8 protein-coding genes are annotated in these 16,609 nt (G+C 39.7%); 3 read left to right on the top strand and 5 right to left on the bottom strand.

Annotated elements, in window-relative coordinates; genetic code table 11:
• Positions 1-927 precede the first annotated feature (927 nt).
• Together ACXAG7_RS09020 and ACXAG7_RS09015 are read left to right on the top strand one after the other, a co-directional pair.
• Entirely contained in the window at positions 928-1,791 is an 864-nt protein-coding gene (locus ACXAG7_RS09020; protein WP_408044973.1) for a neutral zinc metallopeptidase, read from the top strand.
• Positions 1,792-2,075: 284 nt separating this feature from the next.
• Complete coding sequence (locus tag ACXAG7_RS09015; protein WP_408044972.1) at positions 2,076-3,752, top strand: tetratricopeptide repeat protein; 1,677 nt, start codon at positions 2,076-2,078, stop codon at positions 3,750-3,752.
• A gap of 466 nt (positions 3,753-4,218) precedes the next feature.
• Here ACXAG7_RS09015 and ACXAG7_RS09010 read toward each other — a convergent pair whose 3' ends face one another.
• From ACXAG7_RS09010 to ACXAG7_RS09000, 3 genes are all read right to left on the bottom strand, one after another.
• A complete protein-coding gene (locus ACXAG7_RS09010; RefSeq protein ID WP_476666630.1) occupies positions 4,219-5,859 on the bottom strand; it encodes a DUF1501 domain-containing protein in 1,641 nt (546 codons plus the stop codon).
• Positions 5,860-5,882: 23 nt separating this feature from the next.
• The gene (locus ACXAG7_RS09005; protein WP_476666629.1) at positions 5,883-7,511 is read right to left on the bottom strand and encodes a DUF1800 domain-containing protein; all 1,629 of its coding nucleotides are present in this window, start codon (positions 7,509-7,511) and stop codon (positions 5,883-5,885) included.
• A 179-nt stretch (positions 7,512-7,690) separates the two neighbouring features.
• Positions 7,691-8,425, bottom strand: coding sequence for a suppressor of fused domain protein (locus tag ACXAG7_RS09000; protein WP_476666628.1), 735 nt, complete (start codon positions 8,423-8,425; stop codon positions 7,691-7,693).
• A 375-nt stretch (positions 8,426-8,800) separates the two neighbouring features.
• Here ACXAG7_RS09000 and ACXAG7_RS08995 point away from each other — a divergent pair, with 375 nt between their 5' ends.
• Positions 8,801-9,541: a hypothetical protein gene (locus ACXAG7_RS08995; RefSeq protein WP_408044968.1), complete on the top strand. Its 741-nt coding sequence runs from the start codon at positions 8,801-8,803 to the stop codon at positions 9,539-9,541.
• A 52-nt stretch (positions 9,542-9,593) separates the two neighbouring features.
• On the opposite strand, the gene ACXAG7_RS08990 is transcribed toward ACXAG7_RS08995, so the two are convergent.
• Together ACXAG7_RS08990 and ACXAG7_RS08985 are read right to left on the bottom strand one after the other, a co-directional pair.
• Complete coding sequence (locus ACXAG7_RS08990; RefSeq protein ID WP_408044967.1) at positions 9,594-10,064, bottom strand: hypothetical protein; 471 nt, start codon at positions 10,062-10,064, stop codon at positions 9,594-9,596.
• Positions 10,065-10,110: 46 nt separating this feature from the next.
• Positions 10,111-16,437, bottom strand: a complete 6,327-nt coding sequence (locus ACXAG7_RS08985) for an alpha-2-macroglobulin family protein (RefSeq protein WP_476666627.1) — start codon at positions 16,435-16,437, stop codon at positions 10,111-10,113.
• Positions 16,438-16,609: the final 172 nt, after the last annotated feature.

Raw genomic sequence — 16,609 nt, 5'->3', positions numbered from 1 at the left:
GTATTTATTGTTAATAAGTGTTGAACTTCTGGAGTTTAGGTTGGTTTTAATGGTTAAAAGTGGATTAATTTGTGGGTTTTGCTAAGTTAGAACTGTGAATAGCTCAGCATTTTTTGGATTTCCTGGCCTTGTAAGCCTGCCAAGCCAAAAAAAATTTTCTGGAAACGTGTATTTATTGATAATAAGTGTTGAACTTCTGTGGTTTAGGGTGGTCTTTGTGGTTAAAAGCAGTATCGCTTGTGAGTTTTGATCTGTTTTTTTGTGAATAGCTCATTTTTTGTGAATATCGGAGCTTTGTGAGCTTGTCTAGCCTTGAAATTTCATGTAAAACGTTCATTCATTGTTAATAAGTACTGATGTTCTGTTGTTTAAGGTTTATTTCTCAGGGGAACAGGGGAGTTTAATAGAAATTCTGCAGACATATATGAATTACTGGTTGGGTATTCGTAAAGAGACCAAACATCGAAGTTAAAATCGAACTGTGGAATAGGGGAGATTCAATAATTTTACGAATTTATTTTCCTTGTTGCAGAGCTTGATGAACGTTTATGCGTTTTTAAAAGAGAAAAAAATGTATCGATTGAATGCCTAAAACCTGAAATAAGGACAATTTTTTACTGGTAGCAGAAAACGGAATAAAAAATTCTGCAGATTCAGTAAAATTAATATTTGATGTTTAAATGTTTTGTTATTAGGTGTTTATGTTGGTTTGTAAAGCTTCTGTAAGTACAGAATTATAGCTGTAACGATTTTGTAAGCAAATATTTTACAGGATTTTCAGTTTAGCATCTATATTTGACCTCGCTTTTTGAAAATGATTCGTATCGATCTTTTATAGATTGTATCATTGGTTTAAGTTTAAGATATGGAATCGTTTTTAAAAAGCATTGATTAGCTCGAATGATCACACTAAAACCCTTCAAAATTATGAGACATTTTATTAAACTAGCGGGACTAGCCGTGTTATTAATGGCACAGAGCTGTGATAGTAACGAAACTGAAGCAGTAGGTAAAGATCTCCTGTCGCCAAAAGCAGGATTGACACCTAGTGACTTCAAAGGTGACAACCACGACTGTGCAACCGTTTCTCAGTTTGGTCCAAATTCATACTGGACAGAAACCCTAGTAAACACTGCAGAAACTAATTTTTTAATCCAGCAAAACAACAGTGCATCTAATTTATTTGGATTAGCTAATGTACCGTTATATTTCGCTGGTGGACCGGGAACATTTAATGCCTTATCATACGGACCTCCTAACAATTTTATTATCTGGGGTGAAGACATGATGCGCAAAGGATTAGAGTATGGTAGACCTGCAGTAGCTTATATCGCTGCACACGAAGTAGCGCACCAAGTACAGTTCAGACAAGGATATCCTTCAGTACGCGGAAACTCAAACACCGAGTTAGAAGCAGATGGATTTGCTGGATACTACTTACGTAAGCGTTATACTTCTACTTGGAGCAACGTATCTGCCGCTTATAATTTTTCTCAAACGATTGGTGGTGCTAACGGTTCTTCACACGGAACACCTGCACAGCGTAGATCTGCATTGAGATTGGGTTGGTTATTAGGTCAATACGATTTAACCAACCAACGCCTAGACTATAATTTCTTTTATTATTACAATTCTTACGTATTACCTGGAAAAGGGAAAGCGCCATCTGGAGCTGAAAAACCTGCTGGAATCAGTAAAGAAATCCATGAGTATATCATGACCAAAATTACCGAGTTACAGGAAATTAACAACGGGGAAATTTCGGAAGAAGAATTTACAAAATTAAACTAATAGATAAAAGATTGAATTAACATCGATCATTCGGGTAACGAAGAATCTGTCTAAATTTTATGTTTGGACAGATTTCTTGTTTCTGAGTGTTGCCAGCTAGTACAGCTGTAAATATCCCTGATTTTAAGAGGTGTATGGAGTATAGGGAAGCTTCAGATACCGCTAAAATCACATGGGATATCTTCCTGTTTTTAATAGGAGTTTGTTAATTTTATCGACCTACTCAATACTTCAGATTTCCTAGTGTTTCGTAGTTTGAGTAGATGTCCCCTAATATTCGTGAAATGAAAAAAGTATTGTATTGGATTGTTTGCTGTTTGTGCTGCAGCCAGCTATGGGCGCAACAGACAGCGATAGAAGACTTTTTATTCAGATTAAAGAGTTTTGATAGCAGTATTACCCAAACCCAAATAGATGCAGAACTGCAAGGAGTTGCAGTACTGTCCGATTCTTTAAAGGCCGAGTTGTATACCGAACTCGGTAATTTTTATTATGTAGTAAAGCGAGATAATGAGGCCGCTTTTCGCAATTTTTACCTGGCCTTGGAAAATGAAGCCATAGCCAGTTATACCCAAGCAAATGCCTATAATGGTATTGGGGTGATTTTTAAAGAGTACCATCAAACAACCATCGCCGAAGAAAAGTACCGAAAAGCCTTGGCTATTATGCAAAAGAAACACGCTGATTCTATTAGTGATATTGCCAGCGTGTATAACAACCTCGGAAATTTATACGAAGATGCAAACCTCCGTGATAGTGCTTATGCCTATTATAAAAAGGGCATTAATCTAGGAGACGCGCATCAGCAACCCGCAGTAGGCTGCCTTTTTAATTTAGGACATTTACTGCTCAGTAGAGATTCGTCGTACTATTATACCAAAAGAGCCTTGGATCATGTAGTGGCCAAGAACGACAGTTTGATGATGACACTCTGTTGGTTGAATTTAGGAGTGATAGAAACGGATGCAGGAAATCTGCAGGCCGCTGATAGCCTACTGACCTTGTCAAAACGCAGCGCAAAAAACAATGGTCAAGAAGCTTATTTACACGAAGTAGATATGTATCGAGGCTACTGGGAGGTTCGTAAAGGTACCCTTGTTTCAGGGATAGAGAAAATTGAAAAAGAACTTCCTTTTTTTGAACAGCGAAAAGATTATGCCCAATTAAAGAAAGCCTATGAGGTTTTAGAACAAGCATATGTGAAAGTTGGAGATTACAAAAAGGCATATGGTACTTCTAAGGCCTTTTTACAGTTGGGAAGTACACAAAAAAAACAGCGAAAATTAGTGGTGGAACAAGGGATTCCTCTGTTGAAAAGCTATCAGAAATTATTAGAGAACCAACGTGTACGACAACATAAAAACAGAAAGTTTTTACCGATTGCGATAGCGAGTCTTCTGATAGGTATGCTGTTGGGAGTATTGTTTTTTATACATTTTAAACAGCGCAAAAAAGAAGAGGTGCTCGACATGGAGAAAAAAAATAACGAACTGTCATCAGATGTCGTGGAGTTAATAGATGAGAGTAAGCAAATTACTCACGAATTACTGTTAAAGAGTATTGTTATCAGTGAAAAACAGTCTTTTTTGAAGTCCTTGTTAGAGAAGTTAAAAGAGCAAATGCGTTTGGCTAAAGGACAGCGAGAGAAAGAGTTTTTGCAATCTCTGTATAAAGAAATTCAGATGAACCGTCAGGAGCATCTCGAAAAGGAATTTGAGGTGGTGTTCGGGAAAACACATCCCAATTTTTTTAGTAAAATTCAAGAAAAAGGTTTTGTGTTAACGAGTAATGAAATGAAGCTCGCTGCACTGGTGCGCCTCAATTTTAGTACACGAGAAATTTCAGAAATTACGAAAAAAACACCCAATACCGTCAATGTTGGTAAAACGCGATTAAAATCGAAGTTGCAGTTGACCAAAGAAGACTCTTTGTGCTCTTTTTTACAAAATATTGATCGCTAGTTTTTTGTACTTATTTGTATCGGTATTGTAAGTCAATTATTGAGTGACATACATATTTTGTAATGCTCTTTTTTAGGTGGTTTCCCCAAAGAGCTCCTACATTTGTCGACGAACGAAAACAACGCTTGCCATTTAGTGCCCCCCCCTCGCGATTTATCAAGTTCGCTATCCAGAATAACTAAAAAGTGTAAGAGTGTGGTCAGTTCGTTGGAATGAAGAAGTCTATTGGTGTAAAGGAAGCGCTTAAAAGTAGTATTGGGCTTTAGGCTTTAATTCTTTACATGATAACGGTGTTCAAAATAAAATCAACTGAGATTTCCTTTTCCCTTGAATTATAGTTGATTTTGATGGTTGGTTGGAACGATACAAGAACCGTTGTCTCCAAAAAACGAACTTCTTTAATTAGAAACGGACTGGCCTTTTGATAAGTAAAAAACTCCTCAATCTTGAGGAGTTTTTTTGGTGTTTATTCTTTTATGAGTTTGTGGGTTTCAGTTCCTAAGGCACTTTCAATTTGTAAAAAGTAGATGCCAGGTGCTAGGGAAGGCCATTCTAATGCCGTTCGTTGATTTACTACTTCTTTACTGCTTTCAAATAGCAAACTACCTTCGGCAGTATACACGCGATAATAGAGCTGCGCCACTTCTTCATCGGCTGATAGCAGTAGTCGAGATTTGAACGGATTCGGAAAGAGATTCCAGTGCTGCGCTGATCCTGAAGTAGTGTCGCTTTCAGAGGAATCAGGGATACATCCGGCGGCGACAGAAAAAGCTCCTTTCACGAGTGGCGCTACTTTTAAGTCGGCAAAACTCTGGTTACTGGAGTGATTGTAGAACGTCTTATCCAGAGTGCTGTTGCTCGATCCCATAAAATCTTGTAATAGGGTAGCAAAGGTCTGACGATAGTCAAACTGAACCGTTTCTAGTTGATAGTTATTGGCATCGGTAGCCTCGGCAAGATTAACATTGGTACCAGAAACACCACCTCGTATGGGTTTTCCAAATACGAACATCGGAGCTGCCTTTCCGTGATCAGTCCCCAGATTTCCGTTTTCTTTGATTTTTCTACCAAATTCTGAAAAAGTTAATCCTACCACATCATCGTCGAGCGCCTGCTGACGCAAGTCTTTCATAAAGGCCGTGATGGCAGTAGACACTTGCGTGAGTAATTTGTTGTGTGTTCCGTTAATATCATTGGCCGATTCTATTTGCTGGTCATGGGTGTCAAAACCACCGATGCTCACAAAATAAATTTTTGATTCGAGTCCACCACTGATTAAACGAGCAACAGTTTTTAACTGATCTGAGAGCTTGTTGTCGGGGTAGCTAAGAGCGTTTTTACCTTTGTCAAAAGCTTCAGAAATTGCTTTGGAGTAGGTATTCGATTTTTTGGTGGTATCAATAATGTATTGCAGCTCTTTTAAGAAATGCGTATCGATAGTAGTTTGCGTAAGGGCATTGTCAGAAAGAGCAGAAAGCTGGGTGTAAAATCCTTTGGGATCTTGTCCGGTAAGGTTGATAGACAACCCGTGCTCTTTGGCTCCGTGGAAGCCTAACTCCGTTTTGCTCGATCCCATTTGTATCGCCAGCGGATAGCTTTTGGTCAAATCATCGATATAGTGGTTTTCAAGAAATCGACCTATCCATCCCGAGTTTTTTCCGTTACTCCAGCTTTTTCCATCATTTCCAGTGGAGTAAATATCTTTGGACGCAAAGTGACTTCCGTTTTGAGACGGATAGCCTACAGACTGTATGATGCGTAATTGATCACTGTCATAGAGTGCCTTTAAGCCTGTTAAAGCAGGGTGTAAACCTACTTGTTGATTGTCGGGGAGCGTAGAATCGAGTTTAATATAAGCTTGTGAACCAGTATCTTGAATCCCAATATTAGGACGGAGGTTTCGGTATTGATCGTAGTTGTTGAGAGGAATCACAGTATTCAGGCCGTCATTGCCACCGATGAGATTGATAAGTACTAGTTTTCTGTTGGATAAATCGCCACAGTTTGAGGCGAGATCAAATGCTGAAAACATGGCTTTCACGTCGGAGGGGAGCAATCCAATGGCTGTGGTAGCGGTGGCGAGTTTTATAAAATGTCTTCTTTTCATGGGAGTTCGATTTAAGGGGAAGGTTACATGAGTTGAAATTCAGGTGCGTTAATAAGGACGGTAATTAGCGCTTCTAATCGTGTTTTTACAATGGTATTATCACGTGTACTCGTGTAGTTAATCCATGCGCTAGTCCAGTATCCACTTGGGAAATCACCGAGTAGAATTTTCGAGAAGTAGCGTTTGCGTTCTTCCGAAACGGCCTCGGGATAGAGTAAATCGGTAAATTCAGTAATTAAGTCCGACGAGGATGACGGGTTGGTCATGTTTTGTTCAACAAAAGAAGTAATGTCCAAAGTCACGTAAATTCGAGCGTTGTTATTACTTCGGTCTCTACCTGCGAGCAAACTTTGTATGATGTTAAATCGGGGTAAAATGGTATTGGAAGAATACCAATGTCGATCAAAATCTGGTTCTTGATAATAGGCAGGATATCCAGCTACGGTATTGGGTTCCCAAAAGGGCATTCCAGCCTTGGTGAAACATGAGTTGTGGACGAAATTAAAAAAGCGATAGAATTCCAAAGCGTTGTTTTCTGGATGAGGAATTTCTAATTTGAAAAAAGAGACAATTTCGCTGAGGAGATTTAAGGGGCTTTTGACGATACTTCCAATGATTTCATCACTGTCTTTGGCATCATCCTGATCGTAGAAATGCTTTGAGGTTAAGAGCTTTTTTAAAATGGGTAAAAGCTCGAAGTTTTCGGTGATGAGATCTTGTGCCAGGGGCTTAATAAACTGTTCTTCAGTTTCCGGGTCCCAAGTACTTCGTATAAAAAATCGATAGAGCTTTTTGCAATAAGAAAGTGCAGTGGCTTCTTGCTGAAAAACCATGTCAACAAAGTCGTCGTGTTCTTTTTCAATAGCTGCTTCCGTAGTACCGGCAATAATTTTGGTTTCGTTAAAGGCAGTACTAAAGGTTTTATCTGTTTTATCGTGTTGGTTTACGAAGACTTTTCCTCTCGGGATTCCGGTGTCGGTATCAATCACATCACGCTTGGGCTGGATTTTAATCCCTGAAAAAACTTTTGCGGCTATTTGAACGTCTTTTTCAGTATAGGTAGTGTAATCTTCCGGGCCAATCTGTTGTCCTTTCAGTATGGTAAACAATTCTAAGTATTCACGAGCGTAATTTTCATTGGGGTTACGAGCGTTGTTACGAGTATTGTTAAGGTAAATCAGCATGGCGTTGTCAAAAGTGATTTTTTTAGCCAAGTCTTTGAGGTTTCCTAAGGCATAGTGGTCTAACAAACGGACATAATCAAAAAAATACGACGCGCTAGCCGTTCCACCGACGGATTTTGAAACCGTAAAACAGCTGTGTAAGAAAAAGCTCGCTTTTTGTTTTAGTGAATTTTGTTGGAGTGCGTTGTACCACCACCAAGCAGTGACAATTCTCTTTTTTCTCGTTTGACCACTAAAAGTAGCCGCCGAAGAAGTCCAATGTCCGTCCGGATTCCCTGTAGGGAGCGGGTCATATGGGGCAGGCCATGAATTAGTTGTAGTGTTTACCAGTTGTTCAACAGCCTGTTCTGGAGTAAGGTCAGCAAAGCTAAGGAGGAGTTCTTTGGTGTAGGAAAAAGAAGTTCTTCTTAATAGGTGTTTGGCTTTACGGAGTCCTAAACTCGCGGATTGTAAATCGGAGTAACTCATTGTAAAAGGGGATTTATGATGTATTTAAGGAGCCTTCAAGATACGGATTTTTTTAGGAACCCAACTTGAAGGTGATTTTTTTAAAAGGGAAAGGGATTGTAATTCAGCTTCTAAATGAGCTTGATACGCATTGGGTAAGGCCAAAAAAACTCCTCTTAGTAAGAGGAGTTGTAAGGATTTTAGAACAAGCCTAAAAATCGTTTTTTACGAATGGTATTTGGGCGATTAAGCGTTAAAATATCCGTGACTTCATAAGTGTCAAATCCGGGAAATAACGATTCAATACCCTTGTTCATTTTTTGTTTAACTTCTTGCTCGTAGAGTGGTATCAAACTGTAGAAATTGATGGTTTTTTCTGGGAGTTCTAACTGATGGAAGGATTCTTCAAATACGATGGTGGGTAACAAAACCATGGTATTTAACGCGGTGTTTTCAGCAAAGGGTTTTGCTGGATCTCCATTGGGAATCGTATGTCCATATCCCAGCCATGTATTGTACTTGTGTGGAAATCGAGCTAAGTATTTTAACCAGCGTATTGGCCAATAGTTGGTTTCGTCTTTAAAGTCCTCTTCAGAAACTTTCCAGTCTTGAGGTAAACAAATACTCAGTTCGGCAAAGGCGTACTCTTCCAGACCATCCGGTGTGTTCATAGGAAGGTCACTCATTCCTGACGTGACAAAGGTGTGAAAAGGTCGGGTGGGAGTTGCTTTAATCCAATGAACGTCGATGTGGACTTGGTCAGAAATAATTTCGTGAAATACCTGATCAATGTTTCCTACGTGTTGCTCAATGTGGTTCGAAATTTCTTCGATAGCGGAGGTTCCTGTGGGAATTTCAAAATCAGAGAAATCCCGCTCGTCATAGGTGTAGATAGGTGCCCCTGACGCAGACAGTGTTGGTTCTTTTGTATCCATTTCTTTTATCTTTTTTGAAGACATCGCGCTAGCATAAAAACGATGTCCTACAATTCTTTTGCACACAAGGTACTAACAAATTGTACACAATGAAAGTATTAAAGCAGAAAATGTTGGGGGAATTCCTTGCCTATTTAAAGGCGGGAAGCTCGAAATCGTAGGTCTCAATAAAATGAGTAAAAAACGGTGAGATTGTCAGGGATTAGTAGCCTAAATTAAGAATTGTTTGTGAATCGCTTCTTTTTTTCAATAAGTTGGCAATTCTGTTGGAAGCTGAGGCTAGTAAATGAAGTTGTTTTAACATTTTATTAACAAATTTAACTTATGGTCTTCGCCGATTAAGCTGTTTCACCCCTACACAAAAAATTAAACAAAATGAAATTAGTAGTGAGAGGAGTCGTAGTAGCAATGGCGGCTCTACTAACGGTAGGATGTTCGAAAGACGATATGGTTGATTTGAATTACAAGCAGAGCTTTGTAACTAAAAGAGAGGCTGAGCATTTTATCAATCGCGATGGTAGTGTTACTGCTATTGTAAAAGGGGCCTTTGAAGATACCAATCCGAATTCAGTAGTGGTAGAGAGAGGTTTTGTATACGGGTTAAAATTAGATCCAGAAGTTACAGCAAGCAACACGGTGGTTGCTAAAGGAGTAATCGAGAATGCAGTAGTGGGAGAAATTAAGAGTTTAGAAAAAGGAAAGACGTATTACGTTCGCGGTTATTTTAAAATGCAAACAGGAACCTTCTTTTACGGAAAGTCAGTGCAGGTATTGACACCATCAGATATGAAGGCGGTGCGTAAGCTAGCTTTAAAAATTGAAGACAAGCCATTTTTCGTAGCTAAAGATCAATTGACTCCAACGATGGAAGTGACAAATTTATTGAAAGAGTCACCCGTGACCATCGGTTTTGAATACAGTGAGCAAGCAAACTTTAGCGGAGCAAAACAATGGAATGTGAACGGACTTACTGGTAACATCCAAAAAAAGAAATACCAAGCGGTTATTAAAGGGTTGAAATCGGCAACGACTTATTATATCAAGCCATTTGCGATATATGCAGACGGTACTAAAAGTTATGGAGGTACGAATACAGGTACTTTTAAAACGAACTAGTAATTGACAAGAAATAAAAAAGACCTTCTATTTGAAGGTCTTTTTTTATGTTTTAGAATTGGTAGCGCACCCCTAATCCGAAGTCACTATTGAATCCGTCATAGGCATCACTAAAGCCGAATTCAGGTCGGAAATCCAAAGAAATCATCAAAGGAAAATCAAAACTGTATTCGATACCCACCACTCCAGCAGCAAATAAAAAAGTATTGGAGTTGTCCGTGATTTTGTTTTTCCAGTTTCCTAATCCTCCACCGGCACCAGCAAACCATTGAAATCCTTCTTGAAGTGGCCATACCCATTGGTACAAACCTGTAGCTTTAAAAGCGCTATAATCACTTTTTCCGCGGATACCCAAGTCTATTTCTAATCGATTTACCGGACTCATTTTACGTTGGTACGATAATTCTGCACCAAAACCGTTGTTTCCTCCAAAACGAATACCAATTGCATTGTCAGCAATCTGTTGTGCTGAAGCTGAAAAAGCAATCGCTAAAAAGGCCAAACACGCCAATAGTTTTTTCATATGATTAAATTTTAATATTCAGTTTAAATCGGTTCAAAGATATTTATTATTCTGCAATCTGCAGGCGAATCCCTTTAGAATGACTGTTAAATTCGGGAGCGTACATACATTGTAATTCGCTGATACCACCACTAAAATTCCCTGCGTTGTTCGCGCGAACATCATATTCGAATACGTAAATTCCTTTAGGTAAACGATCAAAGAAGAAGTTTGTTGCAGCATCCTGCGTATTTTGGTAGTAGTACAAGCCGTCTTGCCAGTGGTATTCTGACGGTGTAAATAAAGGTTCAACACCACTAGCTCTTCCGTCTTTTAGGTGAACGAATGACAAGTCGCGATCAGTTTGTAATTCTAAGCGAATCGTGAGCAAATCTCCTACTGCTAACGGACTCCCTTCTGTGATAGGGATAAGTTTAGGACCTTGAGCAGTATTTACCTTTTTGTAATACTTTTTACGAATTTTCAACGTGGTCGCCGCAGCACTGATATTGTCGAGCTCTTCAAAATATTGCCAGTACATAGCTCCCCAGGTAGTGCTGTTGTTGTTTGCTTTGATGCGGATAGTACCTAGTTCAGGACGTATATCTTTGGCCGACCAGGTTTTTTTGAAATAATCAGAACCAGCTTCCGCTGATGCACGAGGAATGGACAAGGGGTTAGTTCCGAGTGTAACTTCTGGTAACTCTGTGTTAGAGATCCAAGAGCTTCCTTGTTGCAACAAAGCATACACGGCTTCCGTGGTGGCTTTGCTCGTTTTCCATTGGTGCACTTGCTTGTTTTTGAGTAACCATATTTTTAATTCATCAACGGTCGTAGCGTCTTTCGTAATTTCTGCGAAGGCTTCAATTAGGAGTGCCTGTGTTTCAATAGGCGATTGATACCAATGCCAATTAGGTTTGTTGGCTTTCCAATAACGCCCTAACTCTTTTGAGTGAATGCTGCGTTCGTGCAGTGATTTCATAATGTTTTTAGGTAGCGTGGAACTGTGATTACGTTGGTGTACTAAGGCAATCATGGCTTGGCTTGCTAAAGGAAACTCCTGCCAGAACTGGGTACTTTGCTGTGCGTAGTACGCAATTGCTTGGGAGCAGCGTTCGTCAGTACTTTTGCTGTCTGGGTAAAGACTCTTTAAGTACAGGTAACCGATGATAAAGCTATTGAGGTGATTTTTTGCTAAAAATACCTCTGAAGCCTCACTACTTTTCTTAGCAGCGATTTTTTTCGCCTCTTTTTGTAAAGATTCATAACGTTCTACAATTTCATTGTCTAAAAATCGAAGGGCTTTGGTACTAATTTTCGAAGTGTTGAGAGTAACCCCGAGTTTTTTGAGATGTCCAAGTCCGCTAGCAATGTGCAAGGTAATATACGAGTTTGGATACCTACCACCTTGATACCAAGGAAACCCTCCGTTTTCTAATTGGAATTTTTCAAGTAAACGAAGAGCGTTGTTAAGTCCATTGTTGAGGTTGTTTTTATCGAATAACAAGCCGAGGCGTTTGCGCTGAGCTGATTCGGATTGCGCTTCGCGTAGCCAAGGGGTTTCTTGGATTGTTAGAGCCTTTAATTCTTGGTTTTTTTCCAGAGGACTCAGAAGAGCTTTGCTGTTTTTCCATTGCTTAAATACAGTTTGAATTGCAGGATTTGCTGAAACAATTTTTTCTGCTAGCGCATTGGCGTACAGACGAGCAAAGACTTGTTCGCTACATTCTTTAGAGCCCTCCATTAAAAAAGGAAGCGCTTTTACAGCGTACCAAGTAGGGTTGCTAGTAAGCTCTAAAGTGAGTTGATGCTGTTCAAGGCTCTTTGATTTGTTTTTGACGAGTTTGTTAAAACGAAAAGAGTTTGATTCGTTTCCAGCTGTCCAAAGTGGAAGTGTTTCGGTAACTAGTTTTTTAGAGCTCAACACGGGTAAGAGTGCTTGCTCACCATCAGAATACTGACCAGCTTTTGCTGTTATTTTGTATTGAACAACTGAGAGTTCTTGAGGAACTTGAAATGTCCATGATACTTGGACGCTCTGGTTCTGTATAATTGAGAAAGATTGATGAGCGTTGAAATTTTGAAGCGGAATGACAGCACCGGTTGTCGGATCTGTTAAGTCAAGTGTCGCAGTCCCTTGCAGTAGGGCTTCCGAGAGATTGTCAATTTTGGCTGAAAAGCGAACGACATCACCTTGACGCATAAATCGCGGTGCATTCGGGGAAATCATTAGTTTTTTTTGCGTGACAGCTTCAAAACTTTTCACTGCGGAATGTGCTTGTTTGTCATACGCCAATAATTGAAGTTTCCAGGTGGTAAGGGCCTCAGGAGCTTTAAAACTAAAGGAGAGTTTACCTTGATCATCTGTGCGTAATTGTGGGTAGAAAAATGCTGTTTCTTTCAAGTTTTTTCTCGCTGGTGATGGTGAGGTGGTTTTTTTTTCTTTGATGTTCAGATCGTTCGTATTCAACCATCCAGAGATATCATCCGCTTCCAGCTTAGCAATAGCTACACCATTATTGCCTTGAGCACTGAGCGCTTTATTAAATCTTCTTTCGGACTTTCCGTGAGCTATCATTACGACTTCATCTAATGTTTCATCGCTAGTTTTTAATTGGAAAGCAATCGGTTTCATATCGGTTATGGTATATTCGAGGGTCTCAAAACCAATAAAGCTTATTATTAGGGTATCTCCAACCTTTCCAGGGATGTTAAAAACTCCATCGAAATTGGTTTGCGTACCTAAAGTTGTTCCTTTTAGGAGTATGCTTACCCCGCCTAGAGGACCGTTATGATCGCTGACTATACCCGTAAGAGTTCCATCCGGATTTCGTTGGAGTGCTTTTAACAGCTGCAAATATTGATTTTGAATCCATTGATTTTGATGAAAGCTAAACCCGAAATTTTTTAGTAGTGGCGCAACGGGTTGAAAAGGGCTGATACGTTCGGGGTACAACTGATTTCTCATGCGGAGTCCTACCGTGGAAATACTGTGATTGGCTTGTGTATTGTGATAACTACTGTAATAAGCACGTCGTATTGGAGTAAAATTCCAATCGTGCGGAGCAAAGGTATCTAATGAAGCGTCATACATGCTTGCCAATACTTCGGCAGTTACCTTTTCTTGCTGAGGTCCACGTATGTTAAAGGTCCATTGTTCTTTATTACCGGGAAGTAATTTGTCACGAAATGTAACGGTTTCTATGTCTAATTGGGTAGCCGGATAAGGAACTTTAATAGTTTCGTTTCCTTTGATAATAGAATTTGCAAATACCCCGTACCACTTAATTGCAAATCCTCCTAAATCTTCTTTAGTTACAGGAACTTCGATAACTTGTTGGTTTTTGCGAAGACGGAGGTAATACCTCTTGTAAATTTTGTAGTCCTTTTCAACGACGACTACGAGGTGGCCATCACGAGTGTTGGTTTGTACAGCAATCTTGGCAGTATCACCAGGTTGGTACGACGCTTTATCTGCCTGTACGTTCAGGTAAGCATTGTCGGCTGGTGTTGAAGCTTTAGTATCAAATACACTGATGAATTTTTTAGCGAGTACTTTGTTGCCATCTGCGTCTGTAGCGTTGAATTGAACGAGGTATTTACCCGGGGTCCACTTGCTCATGTCCGGAATAGCAATGCGTTGTTCCGCTTTGGTAGTGAGCTTTTTTTGAAAGGCGAGTTTGCCTAGTTTCCAAAATTGATAATCGTCTTCTTTGCCATAAGCATCGTGTGGGTATTTCTTGATGAAATCCGCTTTAGCAATGGTTTGAAATTCGGGCTGTTGCCAAGGGCGTTCTCTTAGTATTCGCTCAGGAGCTTGTAGTTTGTGAATGGTAATGTCACCGTCAACAGAAACAAATTGCTCAGCGAGATTTTTGGTGGTGATATTGAATTCTTGTGAAATTTGGTTGTTGAGTTGGTCATCCATGGTGATACTTGCCACAATTGAATGATACCCGACAGAAATTGTTTTTTGTGTGCTTTGAGTTTCGCCATTGAGGTCAGTAATGTCCGCATGAATTTCAAATTTGAAAGTCGGTAAACTTTTAGGATCGATACTTGCATCGGGAAGGGCTGTAAAGTGAATAGAAAAGTTTCCTTGCGAATCGGTAGTGGTTTCACCCTGAGCAATTTCTCGGGCCAGTGATGTGAGTTGAGGTCGACTCCAATACCACCATTCCGGAAATACCGCTCTTCGATGTACGCGATACACTACTTTTGCCTTGGAAATATTAGCCCCTGAATAAGCCGTAGCTTTACCAGGGAGTGTTATTCTATCGTTTATTTTAAAAGTAGATGTAAGTGGAGTAAACGTAGCTTTGAATTTGGGACGCTTGTAGGCTTCCATGCTAATGTATTCATGGGTTGTTTTTCCGTCCACGATAACTTCAAGCGCATAACTTCCAGTAATTCCTTCAAAAGGAAGTTGGATGTTTCCGTGAAAGGAACCGAAATCATTGGTTTCAAAGTTTTTTGTTTCGATAATTTGATAATTCGGATCTCTGGCAATTACGGTCACTTTTTTAGCGGCTAGTACTTGGGTACGCGTTTTTAATTGCTGTAAAGCAATTCCTTTAAAGTAGACGGTTTGTCCAGGTCGATAAATACTGCGATCGGTAAACAGGAAGCTGTGGGTACGAGCCTTGTCCTCGTAATTCTTTCTTGAGCGGTGTACAGGGGTTAAGTAAAAGTTACTGAATTGAGCGCGATCATTTTTATATCGGACATTCGCTTTGACATTTGAATAGTAATTGTGCTCAGGAACAAAGCTAAAGGCTCCATGGCGATTCGTAGTGAACTTTTTGTGGAGTTTTTTTTGATGATGACGCGTTGGTTCATTTGCGAAAACTACGCTAGCACCTGATATGGGTTTTCCGTTCTGTCTGTTGACCACCTGAAAATTATCACTAGCCTGATGGTTTTCTATGAGTACCAAATTGGTGACCTGTAACGCTGTATAACCATAGATGTCTGTCGCTATTAAGCTAGGCGAATTATGAGCGACGAGAAGATATTGACCTCCTGCCAATTTAGGGAGTCCAATTTCTGTGCTGTGCGTTTGGTAGTCATCCGTTTTTTTTAAAGCTGTGCTCCAGTGTTTTAAGCGGGGCAGTTGTTGTATGAGTTGAACCTGCTCGGTCGTTCCATGCGTCTGTGTTATTTTATCCCATGCTCCAGGAGTGATTTTATAAATCGCCATGTATAATTTTTGCGTGTTTTTATAATTGACCAAGGCGCGAGTATAGGTGTTGATAGGTAAAAACTTTTCGCTAGTAATGTTGATGGCGACCAACTCGATATTTTTAATCAAGCGTTTACACGACGCTGCAATCTTGTGGTTAGGTACACTTTTTAATAGGCTTGTGCACAGTTTTAAAGCTTCTTTGTTCTTGAATTGGTGCGCTGTGTTATGCGGATGGTAGCTCGAGGCCAATTCGTGGTAGTGATTGGCCAAAGCGAATTGGTAATGTGCCTTGGCATTGTCGTCTAATTGCCTATCAATTTGCGTTTGTAAAGCGGTTTCGAAAAGCGTTGTCTTTAAAGGGAAGCTTCCTTCGTCTTTTACGTAGTATAACCGCTGTAAATCGTTATAAGCCAACGCCTCAAGGTGCTGTGCTTTTTGGTGGAATTTTAGCAGTTCCTGATAAAGCGCCAATGCTCGGTAAGGCAATGCATAAGGATCATCACTTTTAATGTTAAGGCTGAGAAAGTCTGTTAGCGGTTTTATATAATCCGGATTGTCTACTGTAAATGCAACAGCTGGTTGGGTAATGCTTCGTTCAGATGACTTGTAAAAGGATAAGGCATTTTGAGCTAAAAAATCGTACAAACTAGGCTGGTAAGTGGGAGCACTGTTTGTTATTTTAAGCAAGGTTTTAAATTGAGTGATGGGAAGAGTTTGCAATTCTTGTGCTTGGTTTAGCGAGGCTGTAAACCTGTGTTGGATTTCCTTAAAAAGTGTGGTGAGATCCCAAGTTCTGAAATCCTTACTTTTTTGAGAGCTTCCCAGTTGGGTGCGGTTGTAAAATTGCCAACGGTGCTCTTTGAAATATTCCCAATACAAATTGGCAAGTATGTTATGAAGTATGTTTTTACTCGGGAAAGATTGTTTTGCTGCTTGTTCTTGCAATCTTTCAATTACTTTTAATTGGGCATTTTCTTCTAAGACCAATAAAAATTTACTTTGGTAAATTATGGATTTGATCAATTGCTGCGAATTGTTTTCTTGTACCGCTTTGTCGTGAATAGTGTTGACAATAGCGACGGCAGACTTAGGAAGCTTGTCCAACTCGAATTGGTATACCTCTTTCCAAAGGTCTTCATAGGATTGCTGAGCTTGAATGTTATTTGAAAAAAAACAAAATAACAAAAGTATGGGCGTGAGTTTATTCATTTTTTGATTTTTTAGAGTGTAAATTACACATAGATTATTGGGGGTAAAGCAACGGATTACAGTGATGTAAGTCAATCTGCTCTTCGTAAAGTTAGCCGTTAAATTGGTGAATTTACTTTTTCACTGAGTTTTGGTTTTAAAGATAACGAAATTGAACTGCGGTTTTGTATTT

The organism is Tenacibaculum sp. AWR4_210, assembly GCF_056160945.1.
The sequence above is the reverse complement of the archived record's forward strand: the minus strand, read 5'-3'. Positions and strand labels throughout refer to the sequence as shown.

Coding starts and splice junctions, on each gene's coding strand:
- ACXAG7_RS09015 (WP_408044972.1), top strand. CDS start 2,076: ATGAAAAAAGTATTGTATTGGATTGTTTGCTGTTTGTGCTGCAGCCAG.
- ACXAG7_RS08985 (WP_476666627.1), bottom strand. CDS start 16,437: ATGAATAAACTCACGCCCATACTTTTGTTATTTTGTTTTTTTTCAAAT.
- ACXAG7_RS09020 (WP_408044973.1), top strand. CDS start 928: ATGAGACATTTTATTAAACTAGCGGGACTAGCCGTGTTATTAATGGCA.
- ACXAG7_RS08995 (WP_408044968.1), top strand. CDS start 8,801: ATGAAATTAGTAGTGAGAGGAGTCGTAGTAGCAATGGCGGCTCTACTA.
- ACXAG7_RS09000 (WP_476666628.1), bottom strand. CDS start 8,425: ATGGATACAAAAGAACCAACACTGTCTGCGTCAGGGGCACCTATCTAC.
- ACXAG7_RS09005 (WP_476666629.1), bottom strand. CDS start 7,511: ATGAGTTACTCCGATTTACAATCCGCGAGTTTAGGACTCCGTAAAGCC.
- ACXAG7_RS09010 (WP_476666630.1), bottom strand. CDS start 5,859: ATGAAAAGAAGACATTTTATAAAACTCGCCACCGCTACCACAGCCATT.
- ACXAG7_RS08990 (WP_408044967.1), bottom strand. CDS start 10,064: ATGAAAAAACTATTGGCGTGTTTGGCCTTTTTAGCGATTGCTTTTTCA.